Source organism: Bacteroides finegoldii DSM 17565 (assembly GCF_000156195.1).
Classification (GTDB): Bacteria; Bacteroidota; Bacteroidia; order Bacteroidales; family Bacteroidaceae; genus Bacteroides; species Bacteroides finegoldii.
In genome coordinates, this window is sequence record NZ_GG688318.1 from 268,366 (window position 1) to 292,575 (window position 24,210).

The window sequence follows — 24,210 nt, forward strand, 5'->3', positions numbered from 1 at the left end:
ATTTATAAAGGAATATTGATCTGGTCTCTCACAATAGAAACCTCTTTAAACATACCGGTAGCTTTCAACCGACGCATCATTGCGTCCGCCTCTTCAATACTTCGGAAATCACCCACACGACAAAGCCAACGGGGCGAAATAAACGAAGTATATACCGACAACTCCGGAAAATACTCTTTGACTCTTGAAGCTACACGATCAGCATCGTTTTTTGCCTGTCGCGTATTATTGCCTGCATACGCCTGTATCCGGAAACCGGAAGTCTTTATCACCTTCTGTTCGCCTGTTGCAGGACGCTCCATGCCAATCAGAGCTTCAATACGGGGATCCTGGTGAATGGTCACCTTTCCCTGCCCCGGCACCGTACGCTCCAAACTCCTGATAATGCCCTGCGCCTGTGCACCGGCACCCACCAAGAGAAGCAATAGGACAAATAAAACAAGTTTTCTCATTTGATAATGAAATAGTTCACCACAGATTACACGGATTAATACAGATTTTCATTGAATGAAGTTAATCTGTGCGAGTCTGTGTAATCCGTGGTGAAAGTTAATTATGCATTGAACGCATCAATGATACCTTTGAAATCAGCAACCTTCAGAGCGGCGCCACCGATCAAACCACCATCAACGTCCGGATTAGCGAACAATTCTTTTGCATTAGAAGGCTTGCAGCTACCACCATAAAGGATAGAGGTATTGTCAGCGATCTCCTTGCCATACTTGTCAGCAACGATTGAACGGATGAAAGCGTGGATTTCCTGAGCTTGTTCCGGAGTAGCAGTTTTACCTGTACCGATAGCCCAAACCGGTTCGTAAGCCAAGATAATCTTTGAGAAATCTTCAGCAGACAGAGAGAATACAGAAGCCATCTGTGCAGCTACCACTTCATTCTGCTTGTTAGCTTCGCGTTCTTCCAGAACCTCACCGATACAGAAAATCGGAGTCAGACCGTTAGCCAAAGCCAATTTCACTTTTTCTTCAAGGATAGCAACTGTTTCACCGTAGTAAGCACGACGTTCAGAGTGTCCCAAAATTACATATTTGGCTCCTGTAGAAGCAACCATCTCAGCCGATACCTCACCTGTATATGCACCGGAAGCCTTGTCTGCACAGTTTTCAGCACCTACACCAATCTTAGCAGCGTCTACCAACGGAGTGACAGAAGCCAAGTGGATAAACGGAGTACAGATGATCACATCACAGTTAGGCTTTTCGTTAGCCAATGCTTCGTTCAATTCTTTAGCCAAAGCGATACCCTCTTGAAGGGTTTTGTTCATTTTCCAGTTTCCTGCAACAATGTTCTTTCTCATTTTGTTTTCTTTATTTAAAGGGTTAATAAAACTTTTTTTTCGTTCTCTACGGCGAATAACCAGCACATCCACGCCCAGCACAAGCAACAACGGGATAACAAACCACAGGAAAACATATCCCACTGTGTGAAAATCACTTTCCAACTTTTGTTGTCCCAATGGCAAATTCTCCAGTTTATCGGTCAACACGTATTCGTCCGGAATATCCTCGTCACTCCACTTATTCAGAATAGTCCCGTTCTTAATCAGCATTAATCCCGGATTGGAACGCACCATCGTCTTCAGAGTTATATCATCCATCTGACAGAAAGGATACTCTGCACCAGTCTTGTCTTTCCATAATTCGATTTGTTCTTCGGGTGAGGAAGTCAGGCAATAAAATCTGTAACCATGTTCCACCGAATAATCATATATTTCATTAATCAAATCAATATTACTGTCATCCGCTTCCTCAATCCGGTGGGCAACCAACAGGAATGTATATCCCATATCGGTCAGGACATCTTCCGTAATATCATCTCCTGTATCCAAATCCATTATGGAAAAATCATGGATGGGCGGTTCATAGCCTTTTTCCTTAAGTACAGTACGTGTATCGACAAATGTCCAAGTACTGTCCGGATAGTTATCCAGCGTAAATTCTTTCTTTTCGCCATTCTTTTCCAGCACAAAAATACTTTCATATACACTCGGTTTCGCTCCATCGGGAATCGTCATCCCTTCCGATATATTCTTTCCAATCTTATACGGCCGGAAGTCTAATACAGGCAAACGGTTCAAGCAATAAAATGACAAAGTAAACACAAAAAACAGTGTATATAATGAAACCAGCCATTCCATCTTCACGCTAATGAACCGGAACACCATCTTCCTATACCGGAACGTTCCGGCAGCCGCAAGCAGGAGCACTACATTTTTGCCAAATGTCTCCCAATTCGTCAAAACCCAAGCATCGCCAAAACAACCACAGTCCGAAACCGGATCAAAGAGGGCAAGGTACAGTGTCAGTGGCGTCATAAAAATCATCAGCATTAACGCCAATGAAGAAGCGATCGTCCTTCGCGTTCCGAAAAACAAAGAGATACCAATAAAGAATTCGACAGAAGATAACACGATACCTCCCAATAGCGGGAAAAATGAAGGGAACCAAGAAGCCATTCCGAATGCAGCCAGATAATCCTGTATCTTATACTGGAATCCCAGTGGATCAACTGCCTTTACAAATCCGGAAAATATGAACGAAGCCGCCAGAATAAAGCGACCGGTGTTCGCCACCACTTCCTGAATAATATGTAAGTTCTTATCCTTCAAATTCTATCTTTATCAATCCAAAAACCGAATAATTAATCATGTCCATGTAATTAGCGTCGATTCCTTCGGACACCAATGTGTTACCGGACAGACTTTCAATCTGCTTGGTGCGGTAAATTTTCATCAAAATCAAGTCTGTATACGAACTAACGCGCATACTCCGCCAAGCCTCATCATAATCATGGTTCTTGGCAAGCATCAGTTCCAATGCCGCTTGGGCATACTTATCATAAAGCGTCATCGCTTCTTCATTACTGATGTCGGCAGATTCGGCATATCCCAATTCCAGCTGAATCAGTCCGACAATACCGTAATTGACAATCGCAATGAATTCAGAACGGATTCCTTCGTCTACCAAAGTCACTCCTTTAGTTTCAATACTACGTATCCGGTTGGCTTTGATAAAAATCTGATCGGTCACCGAAGCCGGACGCAGGATACGCCACGCAGGACCGTAATCGTGCAGCTTCTTGGAGAATAAGTCACGGCATAAAGCGATGACATGTTCAAATTGTTGCTTGGTATCTTTCATTTTCTTCCAAATAGTGTGCAAAGGTAACAATAATTAAGTAAAAACAGAAAGAGGGCACTCTAAATTATATTAAAGTGCCCTCTTCTAAAGATATTGTATTACTGTTTTATAAGCAAGATATTTATGAACAACGCAAGACTTGTCCGATGCGCAAAGTCGTTGTCGGCTTAATACGGTTTAACTTACAAAGCGTGCTGACCGATACACCACGCAATTTAGCGATGCGTGACAGGGTATCTCCACTTTTCACTTTATGATAGCGGATAGTGCCATCTGCCGCTTGTGTGTCATGAGAACCGGCGCGTTTCACACCTTTCGTTTTCCGGAACGTATAGGTATCGGCTACGATATCCTGTTTCGGGAAGTCGAACATATAAATCGGATTGATTGCAATTCCTAAGAAACGAGTCTCAAAATGAAGATGCGAACCGGTAGAACGTCCCGTATTACCACCCAGACCTATCACTTCACCGGCTTTCACCAATTGATTTTCTTCTACCAACTGCTTGGACAAGTGTCCGTAAACAGTCTCCAAACCATTGTCGTGACGAATAACGACATACTTGCCATAACCTCTACGCTCATATTTCACGATACGTACCTTACCATCAAAGGCAGCCACGATAGTATCGCCGATATTAACCTTCAAGTCAAGACCGTTGTGCATTCTTCTCCAACGGGGACCGAAAGGCGAAGTTATCTTCGTACTCGGAGTCGGCATATGGAATCCGGTCAGGTCGATTGTATAAGTTTCGGGAATAATAGCGTTTCCGTAAGCATGTACATACTGGTTATTCCAGTTAGGATAAAGACTAAGGGCAGGATATTCGGACTGTTCGGCACGGATTTGCTTCTGCAATGCCAAAGAGTCAACAGTTTTCAATTTCTTGTCTATCGGTGCTTGGCGGGCAATCAGGTCTTGAGAGAAAGAGCTCAAACTAACCATAGCCGCTACAGCCACCAATCCGGTTTTAATAATGCAGTTAAAATTCATTCGTTCTTGTCAAATCATTTAATATTCGTCGTTTGCATACAGGTAATCAAAAGTAGCCTGCTTGTAATCGAATATTTCTTCCGGTTTAAAAAATCTCGTTAATTCAACAGCTGCGGTTTCCGGAGAATCGGAAGCATGAACTATATTCTCTTGAAAGCTCATACTGTAATCTCCACGAATGGTTCCCGGAGCAGCCAGACGTCCGTTAGTTGGTCCCGCCAATGTACGGACTGTTTGAATAGCATCCACACCCTCAAAACAACAAACAATGACAGGAGCTGTCATCATGGAATCTTTCACACGTTGAAAGAATGGCTTGCCGCTAAGGTGGGCATAATGTTCGCCTAACAATTCATCTGTCAGTTGCATCATCTTCATACCGGCCAACCGTAATCCTTTACGTTCAAAGCGATGGGTTATCTCACCTATCAATCCCCGTTGAAGGGTACATGGTTTTAAAATGACCAGCGTTTTTTCAAGCATAATACTCGACTTTATAAATTGGTTAAACTATACATTTACTAAAAAATTCCCCCAAAGGTAGCATTTTCCGATGAAACTGCAAGGAAGTCATTAACTATTTTTCAGACGGTTAGCCGGTAAGCGTGCTAATAATTGTCCCCTAAACTCCTATAAATAGGGAGAATAAGGACTAAATATGTTTTGCAACACATTTACGTAAATAAACTGTATGTTTAACCGTTTTTCAGCTAATGGCAGCCCAGTTAACATTCGTTTTCCGCAATGCTTTCAGTTGTCGCCACAAAATCTCGTTCTCCGGATTCTGCGCTGCAAAGTCATGCTCTACTATTTCTTCGGCAATGGTACGGACATATTGCAGAAGTTGTCCGTCGCGGGCTATATCGGCAATCTTCAGGTCAAAAGCGACACCACTCTGCTGAGTACCTTCAAGATCTCCCGGACCACGAAGTTTTAAATCGGCCTCCGCTATTTCAAAACCATCGTTGGTACGCACCATTATTTCCAGTCGTTTACGAGTATCTTCCGTCAACTTATAATTAGTGACTAAAATACAATAAGACTGTTCCGCTCCACGTCCTACCCGTCCCCTCAACTGGTGCAATTGAGAAAGTCCGAAACGTTCGGCATTTTCAATAATCATTACCGAAGCATTCGGTACGTTTACTCCGACTTCTATCACCGTAGTAGCCACCATTATCTGTGCCTCTCCCGAAACGAAAAGCTGCATCTGCTCGTCTTTCTCAGCCGGTTTCATTTTGCCATGCACCTTGCAAACCTTGCACTTGGGGAATTCTTCGAGGATATGTTGATACCCCTCTTCAAGGTTCTTCAAATCGATCTTCTCACTTTCCTTTATCAAAGGATAAACGATATAAACCTGACGTCCCTCATCAATCTGCTTCTGCACTGAACGGTAGATGCTCTCCCGACGATTGTCGAACTGATGCACAGTAGTTATCGGCTTTCGTCCGGGAGGCAACTCGTCAATAACAGACACATCCAGATCACCGTATAAAGTCATGGCCAATGTTCGCGGAATGGGGGTCGCTGTCATGACAAGCACATGTGGAGGTTGATTATTCTTACTCCACAGGCGGGCACGTTGCGCTACCCCGAAACGATGTTGTTCGTCAATAACCACGAATCCCAAAGATGAGAAATTTACAGTATCTTCGATAACGGCATGCGTTCCTATCAGGATATGCACATCTCCGGTCAGCAGTCCGGAAAGAATAGCCTCCCGTTTTTTTCCTTTAATGGATCCGGTCAACAACTCAACACGGATATCCATGCCGAAAAGCAGTTCTTTTATGGTTTCATAATGCTGATTGGCGAGTATCTCCGTAGGGGCCATCATACACGCCTGATAACCATTATCCAAAGCCAGCAACATACTCATCAAAGCAACCAATGTTTTTCCGCTTCCGACATCCCCTTGCAAAAGGCGGTTCATCTGCCGCCCGCTGCCTACGTCGTTACGTATTTCCTTCAATACCCGTTTCTGAGCACCCGTCAGCTGAAAAGGAAGATTCTTGGCATAGAATGTGTTAAATACATCCCCTACCTTCTCAAAAACATAGCCCCGATACCTTCTCTGCCTGTCTTTGGCATACCGAAGAATATTCAATTGCACATAAAACAGTTCCTCGAATTTGAGACGGTATTGCGCTCTGCGGAGCAAATCGGGGTTGGCAGGGAAATGAATATTCCGAAGCGCTTCCGTCAAGGGCATCAGATGATGTTCCGCCAGCAGTTTGGGCGAAAGAGTCTCGGGCAAAGGCTCCTGTATCTGCTGAATGACAGTAGCCATCATTTTCTCTATCGCATGGGAGTTGAGGAAGCTGCGCTTCATTTTCTCCGTCGTATTGTAATAAGGCTGCAAACCTACGGACGAAAGTTTCAGTTCATCCGATTTGTCTATATCGGGATGCGCTACGTTGATACGTCCGTTGAACACGGTCGGTTTACCGAAAATGATATACTCTTCGTGAAGTTTATATTTGCCTAAGATGTACTTTATTCCTTGAAACCACACCAGATCCACTACACCCGTCCCATCCGAAAAATGAGCAGTCAGGCGACGCTGCCGTCCTTCACCGATAGCCTCAAAGCCGAGAATCTCTCCCTTCAATTGGATATACGGCATATTGCCATCTATTTCGTGAATGTAATAGACGCGGCTCCGGTCAACGTATTTATAAGGAAAGTAGTAAATTAAATCGTGCAAAGAGTAGATTCCAAGCTCCTTATTTAATATAGCGGCCCTCTGAGGACCTACACCGGAGATAAACTTTATGTCTCGTGTGACTAAATCGAACATTTACAAAAGTGCACTCCCTATTTTTAAATCGAAAGGGGTCGTTATTTTTATATTCTCACGGTTGCCTTCGGCAAGATATACAGGCACTCCCATTGCTTCTACCACAGAAGCGTCATCTGTAAAGAACGGAGTAAACTCCTGCGTATATGCCCGCTTCAATAGTTCAGTATCGAATACTTGCGGTGTCTGCACCAGTTTATAATCATTGCGACTGACTGTCTCGCTACTATTGCCGGTCAAATGGCGTACGGTTTCCACTACATCGATAACAGGAATTACAGCCTTCCTTGTCTCCGCCAAATCATAGCAGTTACGGATTACATCGACCGAGACAAACGGACGAACCCCGTCATGAACTCCCACCAATCCGGATTCCCGCACCAATGCCAAACCATTCTTTACCGAATGAAAGCGTGTCTCTCCCCCATCGGCAATGAGGTGTCCTACGTCAAAATGATATTCTTCACAAAGCTGTTTCCAGAAATCCTGTTGTTCTTTGGGAAGCACTAATATAATCTGAAGTGTAGCCTCATACTTCCGGAATGCTTCCAACGTACGCATCAGTACAGGCTTACCACCGATAGGAAGAAATTGTTTCGGAAGCTCACTCCCCATTCGCAACCCCTTCCCACCGGCGACAATAATGACATATTTCTTCATAAACGGCTTAGCGCTTAACACACATCGCTTCCGCCAATTCGTCTACTTTCTCTTTACCAGCCAACAGCTCTACGATAGCTAAAGCAAATTCCATAGCAGCGCCCGGTCCCATACCCGTTATAATATTTCCGTCACGGACAACGTGTTCACCGACACATTCCGCACCTTCCAGATACTGTTCGAATCCGGGATAACAAGTAGCTTTCTTACCTTTCAGCAATCCCAATTTGCCCAATACCATCGGAGCCGCGCAAATGGCAGCGATAGGCTTGCCTTTTTCCGCAAAGCTAAGAATCAGTTTGCGCAATCCTTCGTGCTTATCAAGCGTAGCTGCTCCCGGCATTCCTCCCGGCAACAACAAAAGCTCAGCGTCAAAGAAATCGCAATTTTCAAAGTTGACGTCGCAAAGAAGGGACACATCATGTGCTCCGACTACGATTTCATCCGGTGTAACGGATACGATTTCTACATTCAGTCCGGCACGTCTCAACGTGTCAACAGCAGTTAATGCTTCGATTTCTTCAAAGCCATCTGCAAAAAATGCGTATACAGTTCCCATATATAATAATGTATTAATGTGCCAATATGCTAATGTGCCAATTGGCTGCGCACTGATTGTTAACTATTCTCTATCTCAACTTAAAGTTATACGTAATCGTTCCAATCTGATTCGTCATTCTTTCCACCGCCTCAAAACGGGCTTTCTTTGCCGCATCTTCGGCTGCTTTTCGTAAGAAACGGTTCGGAGTATTCGTATGCGAAAGATTGATACTGGTTGCAATCACCTGTCCGGCAGGATTTACCGTGATATTCACAACAACCCGTCCCTCTTCCTGTACATTATAAACAGGTTTCGGCAGACTGGTGCCTGCACCTAAAGAACGTCCGCCGAGGTCAAATGTTCCCTCGCCTCCTATTCCTATTTTCGCACCGGTAGAAGAATTGCCTTCTTTGCCGCCTTCCGTACCTGTGCCACCGGTTGCCGTCCCTTTATTGCCGGTCATTTGCGCTCCCTTACCAAAAGCACCGGCAACTTTCTTCCTTGCGGCTTCTTCGGCAGCCTTACGTTCACGTTCCGCCTTTTCCTCTGCAAGCCGTTTGGCTTCCGCAGCTTTCTCAGCTTCGGTCTTTTCCGGTTTCTTCACAGGTTCTTTCGGCTTAACCGTCTCCTTAGGTTTCACCGTCTCCTTTTTAACTTCTTCTGTTTTCGGTTTCACGGCGACCGTTTCCTCCTCAGTCTGCGTCAACAGGTCTTGTTCTGAAGGTAGTTCCGGCTGTGTTTCCGCAGGAGCTGCCGCATCCTCATCCAGCACGTCCACATCTACCAGCGAAGGGTCGTCAAAGCCACGCGCCGATTCCACATTGCCCATCATCACGGGTATTCCACCCGCATCTTCATCCGGCTGCGGAACAGTGAAGCTCACCAGAATCAAAAGAGCAATCACTGCCACGTGCACCAGCAATGCACCCAGCGCTCCTATGTATTCACCCTTTTTTCTTCTGTCCATCATTCTTATCTGTTTTCGGGCGGGCGTGTAGCCAGCACCATCTTAAAATGATTCTCGTTCGCGATGTTCAGTACCCGTACTATTTCACGGTAAGGCACTGATTCATCCGCATATAATGCCACATACATTTCAGGTTCCTTCTCCGCACAGCTCTGCAAAAATGATGTCAAATCATTCAACGCTACGGGTTGCTCCTTCTCATTGCCGAAAGCCGCATAGAAATTCAAGTCCTTATCGATAATGACTCTAGTCAGCGGTTTGGCCGAAGTTTGCTGCTTGCCTTGCGGTAACAGCACTTTAATAGCATTGGGCGACACCACAGTAGAGGTTATCATAAAGAATATCAGCAACAGAAATATGACATCCGTCATGGAAGCCATACTGAAATTGGGCGATACTCTATTTCTTCTTTTTAATCCCACTTTATTAGTGATTAATGGTTAGTGATTAGCTGTCAGCTATAAAGTTACTTTTGGGCAGGCTCGTTCAACAAATCCATGAATTCCATTGTGCGGGATTCCATTTTGTTTACGACACGGTCTACCAGCATCACCAGATAGTTATAAGCAAACATGGCAATAATACCGACAATCAGACCTCCGACTGTAGTAATCATCGCTTCATAGATACCACCGGAAAGCAACGTAATATCTATATTCCCGCTACCCGCATTCGCCATCTCGTAGAATGCGCGCACCATACCGGTCACCGTTCCGAGAAATCCCAGCATTGGAGCGCCGCCGGAGATAGTCGCCATCACGGTAAGCCCTTTTTCCAGCTTCGCAACCTCAATGTTACCTACATTCTCGATAGCTACCTGTACATCATTTATCGGACGTCCCAAACGACTGATACCTTTTTCAATCATACGCGCCGAAGGAGTATTCATCGTACGGCAATAGTTGATAGCCGCTTTGATTTCTCCGCTATGAATATAATCTTTAATCCGCTCCATAAACATAGGATCCTCTTTCCCGGCCTTACGGATCATATAGTTACGTTCAAACAGGATATAGAAACAGACCACAGACAGTACGCCCAGCACAACCATAATCCATCCCCCCTTGATAGCCATATCAAGCATATTCATTTCAGGAGTGCCAACTTCCGTCAGTACAGGGTTGGCGGTAGCCAGCGAGTCGGCCATATTCATAGCCCCTTGAGCCAACAATATCATTGCATTCATCAGCGTAAACAGTTTTTATATTCCTGAATGGTACGTTCCAATCCTAAATACAGTGCGTCACTAATCAAAGCGTGCCCGATAGAAACCTCATCCACCCAAGGAATGTTTTTATAGAAATAGTTTAAATTAACAAGACTCAAATCATGACCGGCATTGAGACCGATGCCCAATTTACGAGCGGTTTTCGCAGCTTCGATAAAAGGGGCGATAGCCGTTTCCGGGTTTTTCGGATAATTCGTAGCATATGGTTCCGTATAAAGCTCCACACGGTCGGCACCAGCCTTTGCTGCATATTCCACCATTTCCGAATCGGCGGCAACAAAAACGGATGTACGAATACCCGCACTGTTGAATTGGTCGAGAACTTCCGTCAGAAGTTCCAGATTTGCTTTTGTATCCCAGCCTGAATTGGAAGTCAATTGTGAAGGGTCATCGGGAACCAAAGTTACTTGATGCGGCTTTACCTTCAGCACCAGGTCTATAAACTCAGGCGACGGATAACCTTCGATATTAAATTCAGTCCGCAACAAAGGGCGCAAGGCGTATACATCCGAATGGCGAATGTGGCGTTCATCGGGACGGGGATGAACCGTTATGCCGTCTGCTCCAAAAGACTCACAATCAAGGGCTACCTTCACCACATCGGGAACATTTCCTCCCCGTGCGTTTCTCAGCGTAGCTATCTTGTTTATGTTCACACTTAATTTAGTCATAGTTCTATGTAATATTTGCCGCAAAAATACAAATATTATTATTAGTTGCCTAATAATACGAAACGCATTCTCCGTTCTTTTTTGGTTATTTAAAGTAGAAATCCAAGAAAAAGTGCCAAATTTGCAACCGAAACCAATGATACAGCTTATGAAATTTGCCATCTTCGGAAATACTTATCAGCCCAAAAAGTCTTTTCATGCCGCCAACCTGTTTCAATTATTGAAGAGACAGGGAGCTGAAATATGTGTATGCAGAGAGTTCTACCAGTTCTTGATTTCAGAACAAATGAAAATCGAAGCCGATCAATTACTGGATGGCGATGATTTTACAGCCGATATGGTGATCAGTATCGGAGGTGACGGAACTTTTCTGAAAGCCGCCCGCCGTGTAGGCAAAAAAGGGATTCCGATTCTTGGCATTAATACGGGACGTTTAGGGTTCCTTGCCGACATCTCTCCCGAAGAAATGGAAGAGACATTCAATGAAATTCATGCTGGACGGTACAGTGTGGAGGAAAGAAGCGTGCTGCAATTGATTTGTAACGACACACATTTACAGGAATGTCCGTATGCCTTGAACGAGATAGCAGTATTAAAGCGGGACAGTTCCTCCATGATCAGTATCCGCACGGCTATCAACGGCGCTTTTCTAAATACATATCAGGCTGACGGACTGGTGATTGCCACTCCGACCGGATCAACCGCATACTCATTGAGCGTAGGCGGGCCTATCATTGTGCCTCACTCCAACACTATCGCCATCACTCCCGTAGCTCCACATAGCCTCAATGTCCGTCCCATCGTTATCCGCGATGATTGGGAAATCACACTAGATGTAGAAAGCCGTAGCCACAACTTCCTCGTCGCCATCGACGGTCGGAGCGAAACCTGCAAAGAGACTACGCAACTTACTATCCGTCGGGCTGACTACAGTGTAAAAGTGGTAAAAAGGTTCAATCATGTTTTTTTCGATACACTCCGTACCAAGATGATGTGGGGAGCGGATGGCAGGGCGCAATAACTCATTTTGTACCCACCGACTTAATTTAATGTGAACGCCTGGGAACCGATCAAGTTGCCGCCTTCGAAAATATCCACCCGATAGTTTCCGGCGTACAAGAATTCTTCCACATCCCAAAACACATTCACATTCTGCTCTTCGCCATTGTACTCGATATACTTCTTAATGGAATAGGTCAATGTTCGGTTTTCATAAGGGAAAGTATTGGATGCACTCTTGGTCAACACATCATTATCCGGTTTGGTAATACGTATATAAACAGTACGCTCTCCGTTCTCAGCCGTTATATTCTTCACAATAGTAAAGCTGATAGCCAATTTCACGACATCTTTCACTTTTTTCGCCACTTTACCGCGTTTATTGCGTGGTTCGACACGAATATTGGTCGCATCAAGCTGGGCTGCCAACATCACTTTCTTATCCAGATTCTTCTTTTCTTCGGAAAGGTTATCAATCTGTCGTGAAGCCTGATTGTATTTTTGGGTGACTTCCGCGATGACTTGTTTCTGTTGTACCGTCAGTTTATTCAGTGAATCTATCTGATTGATATAGCCAATCATTACCTTGCGCAAGGTAGCCAATTCCTTCTTCAGACGACGAATCTCCGTCGCATTCGAACTTTTCACCGTACGGAGTTCTTCCAATAATCGCTGAGTCTTCAACTGCTCTTGCTCCAGCAACTGAGATAAAGAGTCATTGGAAATTGTCATCTTTAACTCATCATATTGTTGTGCAAAACGAGTATATTCGTTTTCCAGATCCTCCTTATCTAATTGGAATTCTTGCACCAACTCCCGGTTAGCCTGTTTTTCAGTAAATAACAGATAGGTAACACCGATAATCGCTATCACTAATACGGCAACAGCCGCAATAAGAATGCCTTTTTTGTTCATAGTTCCAGTACGTTAATTGATAACCGCCGCAAAAGTAATCATTTCGCAATAGAAGTCAAGCAGAAAAGCAGAGAGTTTTTTATATCCCCTCTGCTAATCCATACAATTTTAACTTATTGATGGGTAGCAATCAAAGAATAGACTTGTGCCGAAGTATGTTCACGAATACCTCTTGAGATATTATCAATTTTTCTGTTAGCAACACTGCTCTCCCAATCGGCCAAGTCCTTACCTTTTTCAAGAGGTAACGTATTATAGTCCACGACATTTCCTGATATTGTATGATACGAACTTTATTTCTTTCTCTGCCTACTATTATTAATTTCACTGCCTATACTTATTTCGTTTAACTATAGTCTTCCTTGCGTATGACTATAGTTATCCGCAAGGGAGACTATAGTTATTCTTGCGGAACACTATAGTGCAACGAAGTAATAGTAGCGGACGAAGTAAATCCGGATAGGCAAGCAATTATTAAATTATCATACCTATTATATTATTGGAAACTCAGACCTTTAACTAAAATTATTACGGAAAAATTTCTTTAATCAGGATTATCGTTGTAATTTTGTCGCGCTAAAAGATAAAACAAATTATCAACTTTTTAAATATATAGTATTATGTCAAAAGTAACCGTAGTAGGCGCAGGTAACGTAGGTGCTACATGTGCAAATGTACTTGCTTTTAATGAAGTAGCAGACGAAGTAGTAATGCTGGACGTTAAAGAAGGCGTTTCAGAAGGTAAAGCAATGGATATGATGCAGACAGCTCAATTGCTGGGCTTCGACACTACAATAGTAGGCTGCACTAACGACTATGCTCAGACTGCTGATTCTGACGTTGTTGTGATTACTTCAGGTATTCCTCGTAAACCGGGTATGACTCGTGAAGAACTGATCGGTGTGAATGCTGGCATCGTTAAATCGGTAGCACAGAACATCTTGAAATATTCTCCAAACGCTATCCTTGTTGTAATTTCTAACCCGATGGACACAATGACTTATTTGTCATTGAAATCTTTAGGCTTGCCGAAAAACCGTATTATCGGTATGGGTGGTGCTCTGGATAGCTCTCGCTTCAAATATTTCCTGGCTCAGGCTTTGGGATGCAATGCTAACGAAGTAGAAGGCATGGTTATCGGTGGTCACGGTGATACTACTATGATTCCGTTGACTCGTTTCGCTACTTACAAAGGTATGCCTGTAACCAACTTCCTGTCAGAAGAAAAACTGAACGAAGTAGCTGCCGCTACTATGGTAGGTGGTGCTACACTGACTAAATTGCTGGGTACCTCCGCATGGTATGCACCGGGTGCAGCTGGAGCATTTGTAGTTGAATCCATCATCCACAACCAGAAGAAGATGATTCCTTGCTCTGTATTCCTGGAAGGCGAATACGGCGAATCAGATATCTGTATCGGTGTTCCTGTTATTCTTGGCAAAAACGGTATCGAAAAGATTGTTGAACTAGACCTGAACGCTGACGAGAAAGCTAAATTTGCTGCCAGTGCTGCTGCTGTTCACAAAACAAACGCTGCTTTGAAAGAAGTAGGTGCTCTTTAATCCCCTTTTACATTTAATATATTAAAAGGCTGTTCTTCATTTCAGAAGAACGGCCTTTTTCTTTTCACCGGAATCACTAATTTTGCTATATTTCTAAAAAAAGCTAATTCTTTTTGCTTTCTCATAGAAAGCACATACATTTGCATCGTTGTTTATGCAATTATTGTTTAAGCCAACAAGTACAAATAAACAGACTATTTCCATAAACAAATTACATAAAAACAGGGTTATTTAAATAGAAGTATCACCTTATTAATATGCAAGATGCGATGAAAAAACTATTTCTCCTGACAATCCTATTACACCTGACTTTTATAGTAAAAGCGCAAACTTCACTAAGCTTGGATAGTTGCCGGGCATTAGCGCTTACCAACAACAAAGATTTGTTGATAAGTCATGAAAAAATAAATGCAGCCCATTACCAACGAAAGGCGGCATTCACCAACTACTTACCCAACTTTTCGGCAACCGGAGCTTACATGAGAAATCAAAAAGAATTCTCTCTATTGAACAACGATCAGAAAGCGGCACTCTCCGGATTGGGAAGTAATCTGGCAGGTCCCATCGGGCAAGCCGCAGCCGGAATTATAGCAACTTATCCCGAACTGGCTCCACTCATATCCTCATTAAGCGGGAGTTTACCGGCAGCCCTCGACCAGGCAGGCAATTCTTTGGTGGACGCGCTTCGTACAGACACCAGAAATGTATATGCCGGAGCCATCACATTAACTCAGCCTTTATATATGGGCGGTAAAATCCGTGCTTATAATAAAATAACAAAATACGCCGAAGAGTTGGCACGCCAACAACATAATGGTGGTATGCAGGAGGTTATCATGAGCACCGACCAAGCCTATTGGCAGGTAATCTCACTGGTCAATAAGAAAAAATTGGCAGAAGGTTACTTAAAACTTCTGCAACAACTGGATAGCGACGTTGAGAAGATGATCGCCGAGGGAGTAGCGACCAAAGCGGACGGTCTTTCCGTACGCGTCAAAGTCAATGAAGCGGAAATGACACTAACTAAAGTGGAAGACGGATTGAGCCTTGCCCGAATGTTGTTGTGTCAACTATGCGGTCTCGATCTGAGTTCACCCATCACGCTGGCGGATGAAAATATGGAGAATATTCCATTAATTCCGACAGATACTCATTTCGATCTGTCCACTGCATACGAAAACCGTCCGGAGATACGCAGTCTTGAACTGGCTACACAAATCTATAAGCAGAAAGTCAACGTAACCCGCGCCGAACATCTTCCGTCTATCGCATTGATGGGAAACTACATGGTCACCAACCCTTCCGTCTTCAACAGTTTTGAGAATAAATTCAAAGGTATGTGGAATGTAGGTGTCATGGTGCAGCTTCCTATATGGCATTGGGGAGAAGGTATCTATAAAACAAAAGCTGCCAAGGCCGAAGCACGCATCGCCCAGTATCAACTTCAAGATGCACGAGAAAAAATAGAGTTGCAAGTCAATCAAGCAGCATTCAAAGTGAATGAAGCAGGTAAGAAGTTGGTTATGGCTTCCCAAAATATGGAAAAAGCAGAAGAAAACCTCCGTTACGCGACACTTGGATTCAGAGAAGGCGTAATTGCCACCAGCAACGTTCTCGAAGCGCAAACCGCCTGGCTATCCGCCCAATCTGAAAAGATCGATGCACAAATAGACGTGAAACTGACTGAGATTTATCTGAAGAAATCATTAGGAACTCTTCAATAAGTGGAGAGTAAAAAGTGGAGGATGGAGAGTTGGGAGTAAAACTCATTATCTGGTAATTTATAAATAGTAATTTAGTAATTCATTATAATATGGTAACTACAAAATCACAAAACAGCAATATGCTGCTGGCTTTTCTTACTTTACTCGGAGTTATTGCAATCGTTGCAGTAGTTGGCTTTTTCATGCTTCGCAAAGGCCCTGAGATCATACAAGGGCAGGCAGAGGTTACCGAGTACCGCGTTTCAAGCAAAGTTCCGGGGCGTATTCTGGAATTTCGCGTGAAAGAAGGTCAAAGCGTAAATGCCGGTGATACACTAGCTATTTTAGAAGCCCCTGACGTCATGGCAAAAATGGAACAGGCACGTGCAGCCGAAGCCGCTGCGCAAGCACAGAATGAGAAAGCAATCAAAGGAGCCCGCAAGGAACAAATCCAAGCTGCTTACGAGATGTGGCAAAAAGCACAGGCAGGTGTTACTATTGCCGAGAAATCATACCAAAGAATCAAAAACCTGCATGAGCAAGGAGTTATGCCCGCACAAAAGTTGGATGAGGTAACCGCACAGCGTGACGCTGCCATCGCAACCGAGAAAGCCGCCAAAGCTCAATATACAATGGCTAAGAACGGAGCCGAACGTGAGGACAAAATGGCTGCGGAGGCTTTGGTGAACCGGGCAAAAGGTGCTGTTGCCGAAGTGGAATCGTATATCAAGGAAACCTATCTTATAGCGCCTGCCGCCGGAGAGGTTTCTGAAATATTCCCGAAAGTCGGTGAATTAGTGGGTACAGGAGCGCCAATCATGAACATAGCCGAACTGAACAATATGTGGGTAACATTTAATGTGCGCGAAGACCTCCTCAAAGATTTGACTATGGGAACCGAGTTTGAGGCAATCGTACCCGCTCTGGATAATAAAACAATCAAACTCAAAGTATATTATCTGAAAGATCTAGGAAGTTATGCCGCTTGGAAAGCAACTAAAACAACCGGACAGTTTGACTTGAAAACATTTGAGGTGAAAGCTTCCCCTATGGAAAAAGTAGAAAACCTCCGTCCGGGAATGTCGGTTGTCATTGACAAATAAGAGGTCATGAAAGAAAGAGAAAAGAAATATATAGCTTTGTGGCAAGTCATACAAAGGGAATGCCGACGGTTGGTTTCACGTCCGCTCTACCTTTTCTGTATGGTTATCGCTCCACTATTCTGCTATATCTTCTTCACTACATTAATGGATTCGGGACTTCCGCAAAATCTTCCGGCCGGTGTAGTGGATATGGACGACTCATCGACTTCCCGCAACATCGTGCGCAATCTGGATGCCTTCTCACAGACGGGTGTCGTAGCGCATTACAGTAATGTGACGGATGCTCGAATTGCTGTACAGGAAGGGAAAATTTATGGATTTTTCTACATCCCGAAGGGATTATCCGTAGAAGCGCAAAGCCAGCGGCAACCTAAGATTTCTTTCTACACCAATTATTCTTATCTGATTGCCGGCTCCTTGCTTTTCAGAGACATGAAAATGATGGGGGAACTCACCTCCGGTGCCGCCGCACGAACCGCTTTATACGCCAAAGGGGCAACGGAAGGCCAGGCGATGGGATTTCTGCAACCTATTGTGATTGATACGCATCCTCTGAACAACCCGTGGCTGAACTATTCGGTATATCTGTGCAACACATTGATACCGGGAGTACTTATGTTGCTTATATTCATGGTTACCGTCTATTCAATCGGTGTGGAAATCAAGGACCGTACCGCACGTGAATGGTTACGTATGAGCAATAACTCGATTTATATTGCATTGGCAGGAAAACTACTGCCCCATACGGTTATCTTTTTTATTATGGGCATATTCTATAATGTATACCTGTATGGTTTCCTACATTTTCCTTGCAATAGCGGTATTCTTCCGATGATATTCGCAACACTCTGTCTCGTTCTCGCCTCGCAATGCTGCGGTGTTGTCATGATAGGAACCTTACCGACTTTGCGGCTTGGACTGAGTTTCGCTTCCTTATGGGGAGTTATATCATTCTCCATCTCCGGCTTTTCATTTCCGGTAATGGCGATGCATCCTGTTTTACAAGCTTTGAGCAATCTGTTTCCGTTGCGTCACTACTTCCTTATTTATGTAGATCAAGCGCTCAATGGGTACAGCATGGCTTATTCTTGGAGTAACTATATGGCATTACTGATATTCATGCTGCTTCCTTTTCTGGTAGTTCACCGCTTGAAAGAAGCACTTATTTATTATAAATATATTCCCTAAATGAAAGATATAAAATTAAAAGATAAGATAGTACAAGGTATCAATGACCTGTTTTATATCTGGAAACGGGAGTTTCAGACAACTTTCCGCGACCAAGGGGTACTGATATTCTTTATACTCGTTCCATTGGGTTATCCGCTATTATACAGTTTCATTTACGATAATGAAGTTGTGCGTGAGGTCCCCGCTATCGTTGTGGATGACTCACATTCATCTCTCAGCCGCGAATACCTGCGCAAAGTAGACGCTACGCCTGATATCCAAATTGTTTCATACTGTGCCGATATGGAGGAAGCCAAACAGATGTTGAAAAACCGACTTGCGTATGGTATTATCTATATACCCTCTGACTTTAGTGATAATATAGCTAAAGGAAAACAGACGCAAGTCAGCATTTATTGTGATATGAGCGGATTACTTTATTATAAATCCATGCTCATAGCCAATACAGCCGTTTCACTGGATATGAATCAGGATATCAAAATTGCACGTAGTAGCAATACTACTGACCGTCAGGATGAAATCACCGCTTATCCGATAGAGTATGAGGAAATTTCCATATTCAATCCTACTGCCGGATTCGCAGCTTTTCTGATTCCTGCCGTACTGGTGTTAATCATTCAGCAAACCTTATTGCTCGGTATTGGCTTGGCTGCCGGTACTGCCCGAGAAAACAACCGTTTCAAAGACCTTGTTCCCATCAACCGGCATTACAACGGTACTTTACGGATTGTACTCGGAAAAGGTCTGAGCTACTTCTTGATTTATATATTGGTAGCTTTTTATGTACTGTATATTGTCCCAAGAATATTCAGCCTCAACCAAATAGGACAACCGGACTCATTAGTGTTATTTGTTGTCCCCTATTTAGCCGCCTGTATATTCTTTGCAATGACTGCCTCTATCGCCATCCGCAACCGGGAAACGTGTATGCTGATTTTTGTATTTACATCTGTCCCTTTATTATTTATCTCCGGAATTTCATGGCCGGGAGCCGCCATACCTCCCTTTTGGAAATATGTATCTTACATCTTCCCGTCTACTTTCGGTATCAATGGTTTCGTGAAAATCAATAATATGGGAGCTACTCTAAGCGAAGTAGCCTTTGAATATAAAGCTTTATGGTTACAGGCAGGCATTTACTTCCTTACCACCTGTTGGGTATATCGCTGGCAAATCCTTATGAGTCGCAAACATGCGATAGAGAGATATAAAGAACTAAAGGAGAAAACTCTACATTAATTCATTTTTGATATAGGATATCAAGTTGTACTGACACCCGGGTGTCAGACAAGTAGTTCTTGCAGATAAATGAGGCAGAATATATAACTCATCCCAATACCATATAATAAGAAGAAATATATCAAACATTATAATATAAAAATCCCCCGTTCCAGAGAGTATAGAACGAGGGATTTTAAAGAGATATTATAAAGAGAGTATAATCCTAATTAGAATTTATAACCTACACCGATAGAGAAGTTCATGTTCTTCGGAGCACCGTCACCGTCAACAAGTTTGGTCAGACCAAATTCTCCATCTAAACTAACAAAGAACTTATTGATCTCATAAGCAACACCAACACCAATACCAAAATCAAACCTCTTCATATCCATTTGATCTTCACCACTTCCAAAAAGATCTGCTTCTTTAGGAATATCTAGATAATCCAAAACATCTTCTACAGAAATTCCACCTAAATCACCCTCAATATCAGTTTTCCACTTACCTGCAATACCAAAAGCAAAGTATGGACCAGCTTTCACCACGATGTTTTGGTTATCAGCAATCGCAAAACGAGCAGCTGCCAACACAGGAATCTCTAAATACATCGGATTCAATTTCGCAGTAGCAGTAATTCCCTCTTCACTCTCTTCCATTTTAGTTCCTTTTTGAGTGAACATCAACGATGGTTGGATAGACCACATTTCTGTGAATTGATATTCCGCACCTACGCCTACATTAAATCCAATTCTCATCTTACTATCTTTAAACGCATCTCCTGTAAAATTACTCATGTTCATACCAACTTTGGCATTCCAAGAAAGCTGAGAATAAGAAACGATAGAAACAAGTGCAAATAGCACAAAAATCAAACCTTTTTTCATATCATTTATTTTTTAATTCGCCTCCCTCTTTCCCTTTGGTCAGCATTATTAATAGTTTTGTATCTCTAGTGCGGGGAATTTCCTGAACTTTGTTAGAGTATCAAGACACACCGTTTCATATTTAACGTCTGTTTTGTATCCGCAAATATATTTCATTTATTTTATATAAAAAAAATCCTAGAGCAACCATCTTTTGCATAAATGTTATTAAAGTGTGACTATTTAGGCAAAAATAGTGTTTATCCTATCATTTTTCGTGCTTAATAATTTTGTCGAAATAATGTCATTGAAACATTCTTGCAACAAACACACATATTTTATTATAAACCAACAGGTAGTCACAAGAATATTCTTATATTTGTTCGTTGTATTAAGAAACATTATATAGATATGAGAAGTTTCGCATGGATTATCGGTTTGCTACTTTGCACCGTTTACGGTGTACAAGCCCAAGACAGAGTGATTGAACGTCCTCCTTTTCTAGCCTGGAGTTCCAATAGCATTGAGATTGATAAAATTGTTATGGGAGATACAGTTACCACCCTATACATCAAAGCTTATTATCGCCCTAAATATTGGATAAAAATTGCGACAGGCAGTTTTCTAAGAGACAATAACGGAATGCTTTACCCTATCCGCAAGGGAGTTGGAATCACATTGGACAAAGAATTCTGGATGCCGGAATCAGGAGAAGCCGAATTCCAATTATTGTTTCCTCCCATTCCTCAAAATGTAACTAGTCTTGATTTCTCGGAAGGAGATTTTGACGGAGCGTACAAGATATGGGGAATACAACTAGATAGAAACGCATTTTACAAGCAAAAACTTCCTAAAGAAGCGGTCAAGCACAAAATAAACAAAAAAGCGGCATTACCCACCCCTAAGTTAGCTTATGCTACCGCTACTTTGAAAGGGAAAATCCTCGATTATCAGAAAGATATGATGAAACAGATGCGGATGCATATAGAAAGTCCCGCATCGAATATCCACAACGAACAGAATATTATAAAAATCGAGGAGGATGGCAGCTTTCAAGCAGAAGTAAAAGTAGCGTCCGTCACAAGCGTTGCATTGGAGATGCCTTTCGGCTGGGTGGAATGCCTGATAGCCCCCAATGAAGAAACATCTCTCATTATCAACACAAAAGAACTTTGCCGTAGGCAGACACATCTGCAAAAGAAGGATAAAACATTCGGAGAACCTGTATACTTCAACGGATATCTGGCCAGCTTGCAACAAGAACTGGCTTCAGTAGATATTGATATCACATTAAAAAGTGTTTTCTACATGGATATGTACAACGCCATTGCAGGGAAAAGCGCAGATGAATATAAAGCCTACGTATTGGAACGTCTTCCATCCATCCGGAAAGCGATAGAACAATCTTCCTATAGCAATGCATGCAAAGAACTATTAAACATACAGGTAGATCTGGCAGCAACCGGAAAAATCGCGATGACAGACAGAGAGCTAAAATCTGCTTATATTGCTGTAAATAAGTTGAATAGAGAAAAAGCAAACGAATATTTTTCCAATACGCATATTGATATTCCCGAAGGATACTATGACATATTAAAGGAATTTACTTCCATCAATACCCTCAAAGCGTTATACAGCAGGCAGTATGCATCAACAATCTATCTGATCAGTTTTATGCCGAACTATCGGAAAATACTTAAAGAAACGTTAGGAACGAATCAAGGGCCATTATTTGATTATATAAGATTCAACGAACTGTACCATTCTATCAAAGATTTCATTCCATTGACAGCAGATCAGGAGATAGAAATAAAGAAGTTGTCTTCTCCGGCGTATACCGAAATGCTTACTCAAACGAACAAAGAAACAATAAAGAAAATAGAATTGAACAAAAGGAAGAGTGGATTTACTATCAATGAAGCGGGAGAAGTCTCCAATGAAGATTTGTTCCCATCCATCCTTTCCAAGTTTCGCGGACACACTTTACTGGTTGATATTTGGGCAACCTGGTGCGGTCCTTGCCGAATGGCCAATAAAGCAATCGCCCCGATGAAAGAGGAATTGAAAGAGAAAGACATTATCTATCTTTACATCACAGGCGAAACGTCTCCCAAAGGAACATGGGAAAATATGATTTCCGATATTCACGGTGAGCATTTCCGCGTAACCAACGAACAATGGAATTTTCTGATGTCCAACCTTAACATAGAGGGAGTCCCTACCTATTTTATCATTGATTCTGAGGGCAATATCACTTATAAGAAGACAGGATTTCCGGGAGTAGAAACGATGAAAAAGCAGTTACTGAAAACTTTGAGTAAATAGTTCCGAATATGGTATGAAAGGGGTTTTGAAGTATCCAGAAGAGGATTGTCATAATGAATAAACGAAACGCAGATTAACGCAAATATCGTAGAAGCAATTTTACAAGTTATTGATAAATATATAATTGAAATACCCTACGATAATTTGCGTTAATCTGCGTTTTATTATTCATTACGATACAGTTCTTTTACAAACTCTTATTTATGCATCTCTACAATCTTGGTAGGAGCCATTTCCACATTCCGACGATCTACCTGACGGACAACACTAGCTGCCAAGGAAAGGAACGCACGTCCGGTCACAGAATCTTCATCCAATGCGACAGGAGTACCATTATCTCCTCCTTCACAGATGCTTTGCACGATAGGAATCTGTCCCAGCAAAGGAACATTCATCTCTTCAGCCAGTCTCTTGGCACCTTCTTTGCCGAAGATATAGTATTTATTTTCGGGAAGTTCGGCAGGAGTGAACCATGCCATATTCTCAACCAGACCGAGAATGGGCACATTTACCTTATCATTGGTAAACATATTGATTCCCTTACGGGCATCCGCCAAGGCAACCGCCTGCGGAGTGCTGACAACAATCGCTCCTGTCATAGCCAATGTCTGAACAACGGTCAGATGAATATCACTGGTTCCGGGAGGAAGGTCTATCAGGAAATAATCCAAATCTCCCCAAGCCGCATCACCTATCAACTGTTTTAACGCATTGCTTGCCATCCCGCCACGCCATAAAGTAGCTTGATCCGGATCAACAAAGAAACCGATAGACAATAATTTCACTCCATATTTCTCTACCGGAATAATCAGATCACGACCGTCTATACGCTCGGCATACGGGCGCGCATCTTCCACCTGGAACATTTTCGGCATGGAAGGACCGAAAATATCCGCATCGAGCAAACCTACCTTATAACCCAATTTCGCCAAAGCAACTGCCAGATTTGCTGACACGGTAGACTTGCCTACTCCACCTTTACCGGAAGAGATACCAATAATATTCTTTACCTGAGGAAGCATCTTGCCCACCTCTGGACGGGGAGCTTGCTTACTTTCTGTCGCAATCGTCACCTGCACATCCGGAGACACATAGGTATGAATAGCCGTCTCGGCAGCTTTCACCATTGATTTCATAAACGGATCGGTCGGTTTCTCAAAGATCAATGAAAAACTGACAAACATACCGTCAATACGGAGATTATCGGCAACCATCTCCGCTTCTACCAAATTCTTTCCCGTACCGGGATAGCGCACCGTTGCCAATGCATCCAATATTAATTTAGGATAAAGAGTCATGTCAATTAAAA

The 24,210-nt window shown here is 42.9% G+C and carries 22 protein-coding genes; 7 read left to right on the forward strand and 15 right to left on the reverse strand.

The annotated features are described in order from the left end of the window. Positions 1-2: 2 nt before the first annotated feature. From BACFIN_RS16200 to BACFIN_RS16150, 12 genes are all read right to left on the reverse strand, one after another. Positions 3-452, reverse strand: a complete 450-nt coding sequence (locus BACFIN_RS16200; protein WP_007749378.1) for an SPOR domain-containing protein — start codon at positions 450-452, stop codon at positions 3-5. Positions 453-553: 101 nt separating this feature from the next. Next, entirely contained in the window at positions 554-2,623 is a 2,070-nt protein-coding gene (locus tag BACFIN_RS21200) for a BT_3928 family protein (RefSeq protein ID WP_007749380.1), read from the reverse strand. Then, positions 2,613-3,155: a DUF1599 domain-containing protein gene (locus BACFIN_RS16195; protein WP_007749381.1), complete on the reverse strand. Its 543-nt coding sequence runs from the start codon at positions 3,153-3,155 to the stop codon at positions 2,613-2,615. Before BACFIN_RS16195 ends, BACFIN_RS21200 begins: the two co-directional genes overlap by 11 nt. 121 nt (positions 3,156-3,276) lie before the next feature. Then, the gene (locus tag BACFIN_RS16190) at positions 3,277-4,149 is read right to left on the reverse strand and encodes a peptidoglycan DD-metalloendopeptidase family protein (RefSeq protein ID WP_007749383.1); all 873 of its coding nucleotides are present in this window, start codon (positions 4,147-4,149) and stop codon (positions 3,277-3,279) included. 18 nt (positions 4,150-4,167) lie between these two features. Beyond that, positions 4,168-4,632 carry a nucleoside-diphosphate kinase gene (gene ndk, locus BACFIN_RS16185; protein ID WP_007749384.1) on the reverse strand — a complete coding sequence of 155 codons (465 nt, stop codon included), beginning with the start codon at positions 4,630-4,632 and terminating at the stop codon, positions 4,168-4,170. 223 nt (positions 4,633-4,855) lie between these two features. Further along, positions 4,856-6,952 carry an ATP-dependent DNA helicase RecG gene (gene recG / locus BACFIN_RS16180; protein WP_007749386.1) on the reverse strand — a complete coding sequence of 699 codons (2,097 nt, stop codon included), beginning with the start codon at positions 6,950-6,952 and terminating at the stop codon, positions 4,856-4,858. Next, positions 6,953-7,612, reverse strand: a complete 660-nt coding sequence (locus BACFIN_RS16175; protein WP_007749387.1) for a 2-C-methyl-D-erythritol 4-phosphate cytidylyltransferase — start codon at positions 7,610-7,612, stop codon at positions 6,953-6,955. A 7-nt stretch (positions 7,613-7,619) separates the two neighbouring features. Next, positions 7,620-8,171, reverse strand: a complete 552-nt coding sequence (locus tag BACFIN_RS16170; RefSeq protein WP_007749390.1) for a DJ-1 family glyoxalase III — start codon at positions 8,169-8,171, stop codon at positions 7,620-7,622. A 70-nt stretch (positions 8,172-8,241) separates the two neighbouring features. Continuing rightward, on the reverse strand, positions 8,242-9,120 hold the full coding sequence (locus BACFIN_RS16165) for a cell envelope integrity protein TolA (RefSeq protein WP_032839278.1): 879 nt from the start codon (positions 9,118-9,120) through the stop codon (positions 8,242-8,244). A gap of 5 nt (positions 9,121-9,125) precedes the next feature. Continuing rightward, positions 9,126-9,542: an ExbD/TolR family protein gene (locus BACFIN_RS16160; RefSeq protein ID WP_029425952.1), complete on the reverse strand. Its 417-nt coding sequence runs from the start codon at positions 9,540-9,542 to the stop codon at positions 9,126-9,128. A 44-nt stretch (positions 9,543-9,586) separates the two neighbouring features. Then, positions 9,587-10,306, reverse strand: coding sequence for a MotA/TolQ/ExbB proton channel family protein (locus BACFIN_RS16155; protein ID WP_007749402.1), 720 nt, complete (start codon positions 10,304-10,306; stop codon positions 9,587-9,589). Beyond that, positions 10,306-11,019, reverse strand: a complete 714-nt coding sequence (locus BACFIN_RS16150; RefSeq protein WP_022275731.1) for a pyridoxine 5'-phosphate synthase — start codon at positions 11,017-11,019, stop codon at positions 10,306-10,308. The genes BACFIN_RS16155 and BACFIN_RS16150 overlap by 1 nt, the downstream gene beginning before the upstream one ends. Before the next feature lie 148 nt (positions 11,020-11,167). On the opposite strand from BACFIN_RS16150, the gene BACFIN_RS16145 reads away from it, so the two are divergent. Next, complete coding sequence (locus BACFIN_RS16145; RefSeq protein ID WP_032839279.1) at positions 11,168-12,040, forward strand: NAD kinase; 873 nt, start codon at positions 11,168-11,170, stop codon at positions 12,038-12,040. A gap of 20 nt (positions 12,041-12,060) precedes the next feature. Here BACFIN_RS16145 and BACFIN_RS16140 read toward each other — a convergent pair whose 3' ends face one another. Then, entirely contained in the window at positions 12,061-12,933 is an 873-nt protein-coding gene (locus tag BACFIN_RS16140) for a hypothetical protein (protein WP_007749407.1), read from the reverse strand. A gap of 620 nt (positions 12,934-13,553) precedes the next feature. On the opposite strand from BACFIN_RS16140, the gene mdh reads away from it, so the two are divergent. From mdh to BACFIN_RS16115, 5 genes are all read left to right on the forward strand, one after another. Further along, positions 13,554-14,495, forward strand: coding sequence for a malate dehydrogenase (mdh, locus tag BACFIN_RS16135; RefSeq protein ID WP_007749415.1), 942 nt, complete (start codon positions 13,554-13,556; stop codon positions 14,493-14,495). A gap of 269 nt (positions 14,496-14,764) precedes the next feature. Further along, positions 14,765-16,219 carry a TolC family protein gene (locus tag BACFIN_RS16130; protein ID WP_032839280.1) on the forward strand — a complete coding sequence of 485 codons (1,455 nt, stop codon included), beginning with the start codon at positions 14,765-14,767 and terminating at the stop codon, positions 16,217-16,219. Positions 16,220-16,308: 89 nt separating this feature from the next. After that, the gene (locus BACFIN_RS16125; RefSeq protein ID WP_007749417.1) at positions 16,309-17,301 is read left to right on the forward strand and encodes an HlyD family secretion protein; all 993 of its coding nucleotides are present in this window, start codon (positions 16,309-16,311) and stop codon (positions 17,299-17,301) included. 6 nt (positions 17,302-17,307) lie between these two features. Then, a complete protein-coding gene (locus BACFIN_RS16120) occupies positions 17,308-18,489 on the forward strand; it encodes an ABC transporter permease (RefSeq protein ID WP_007749418.1) in 1,182 nt (393 codons plus the stop codon). Further along, complete coding sequence (locus tag BACFIN_RS16115; protein ID WP_007749419.1) at positions 18,490-19,731, forward strand: ABC transporter permease; 1,242 nt, start codon at positions 18,490-18,492, stop codon at positions 19,729-19,731. A gap of 209 nt (positions 19,732-19,940) precedes the next feature. Here the strand turns inward: BACFIN_RS16115 and BACFIN_RS16110 are convergent, their stop codons facing one another. Beyond that, positions 19,941-20,597: a porin family protein gene (locus tag BACFIN_RS16110; RefSeq protein ID WP_007749421.1), complete on the reverse strand. Its 657-nt coding sequence runs from the start codon at positions 20,595-20,597 to the stop codon at positions 19,941-19,943. A gap of 390 nt (positions 20,598-20,987) precedes the next feature. Here BACFIN_RS16110 and BACFIN_RS16105 point away from each other — a divergent pair, with 390 nt between their 5' ends. Further along, on the forward strand, positions 20,988-22,901 hold the full coding sequence (locus BACFIN_RS16105) for a TlpA family protein disulfide reductase (RefSeq protein WP_007749426.1): 1,914 nt from the start codon (positions 20,988-20,990) through the stop codon (positions 22,899-22,901). Between the two features lie 197 nt (positions 22,902-23,098). On the opposite strand, the gene BACFIN_RS16100 is transcribed toward BACFIN_RS16105, so the two are convergent. Further along, positions 23,099-24,199, reverse strand: coding sequence for an Mrp/NBP35 family ATP-binding protein (locus BACFIN_RS16100; RefSeq protein ID WP_007749429.1), 1,101 nt, complete (start codon positions 24,197-24,199; stop codon positions 23,099-23,101). Positions 24,200-24,210 lie beyond the last annotated feature (11 nt).

Excerpts from the sequence above, each read along its gene's own strand:
- BACFIN_RS16165 (WP_032839278.1), bottom strand. The coding sequence starts at position 9,120 with ATGGACAGAAGAAAAAAGGGTGAATACATAGGAGCGCTGGGTGCATTG.
- BACFIN_RS16120 (WP_007749418.1), top strand. The coding sequence starts at position 17,308 with ATGAAAGAAAGAGAAAAGAAATATATAGCTTTGTGGCAAGTCATACAA.
- BACFIN_RS16155 (WP_007749402.1), bottom strand. The coding sequence starts at position 10,306 with ATGAATGCAATGATATTGTTGGCTCAAGGGGCTATGAATATGGCCGAC.
- BACFIN_RS16195 (WP_007749381.1), bottom strand. The coding sequence starts at position 3,155 with ATGAAAGATACCAAGCAACAATTTGAACATGTCATCGCTTTATGCCGT.
- BACFIN_RS16170 (WP_007749390.1), bottom strand. The coding sequence starts at position 8,171 with ATGGGAACTGTATACGCATTTTTTGCAGATGGCTTTGAAGAAATCGAA.
- BACFIN_RS16100 (WP_007749429.1), bottom strand. The coding sequence starts at position 24,199 with ATGACTCTTTATCCTAAATTAATATTGGATGCATTGGCAACGGTGCGC.
- BACFIN_RS16150 (WP_022275731.1), bottom strand. The coding sequence starts at position 11,019 with ATGACTAAATTAAGTGTGAACATAAACAAGATAGCTACGCTGAGAAAC.
- BACFIN_RS16110 (WP_007749421.1), bottom strand. The coding sequence starts at position 20,597 with ATGAAAAAAGGTTTGATTTTTGTGCTATTTGCACTTGTTTCTATCGTT.
- BACFIN_RS16140 (WP_007749407.1), bottom strand. The coding sequence starts at position 12,933 with ATGAACAAAAAAGGCATTCTTATTGCGGCTGTTGCCGTATTAGTGATA.
- BACFIN_RS16200 (WP_007749378.1), bottom strand. The coding sequence starts at position 452 with ATGAGAAAACTTGTTTTATTTGTCCTATTGCTTCTCTTGGTGGGTGCC.
- BACFIN_RS16175 (WP_007749387.1), bottom strand. The coding sequence starts at position 7,612 with ATGAAGAAATATGTCATTATTGTCGCCGGTGGGAAGGGGTTGCGAATG.
- BACFIN_RS16190 (WP_007749383.1), bottom strand. The coding sequence starts at position 4,149 with ATGAATTTTAACTGCATTATTAAAACCGGATTGGTGGCTGTAGCGGCT.
- BACFIN_RS16115 (WP_007749419.1), top strand. The coding sequence starts at position 18,490 with ATGAAAGATATAAAATTAAAAGATAAGATAGTACAAGGTATCAATGAC.
- recG (WP_007749386.1), bottom strand. The coding sequence starts at position 6,952 with ATGTTCGATTTAGTCACACGAGACATAAAGTTTATCTCCGGTGTAGGT.
- BACFIN_RS16130 (WP_032839280.1), top strand. The coding sequence starts at position 14,765 with ATGAAAAAACTATTTCTCCTGACAATCCTATTACACCTGACTTTTATA.
- BACFIN_RS16145 (WP_032839279.1), top strand. The coding sequence starts at position 11,168 with ATGAAATTTGCCATCTTCGGAAATACTTATCAGCCCAAAAAGTCTTTT.
- BACFIN_RS16125 (WP_007749417.1), top strand. The coding sequence starts at position 16,309 with ATGGTAACTACAAAATCACAAAACAGCAATATGCTGCTGGCTTTTCTT.
- mdh (WP_007749415.1), top strand. The coding sequence starts at position 13,554 with ATGTCAAAAGTAACCGTAGTAGGCGCAGGTAACGTAGGTGCTACATGT.
- BACFIN_RS16105 (WP_007749426.1), top strand. The coding sequence starts at position 20,988 with ATGAGAAGTTTCGCATGGATTATCGGTTTGCTACTTTGCACCGTTTAC.
- ndk (WP_007749384.1), bottom strand. The coding sequence starts at position 4,632 with ATGCTTGAAAAAACGCTGGTCATTTTAAAACCATGTACCCTTCAACGG.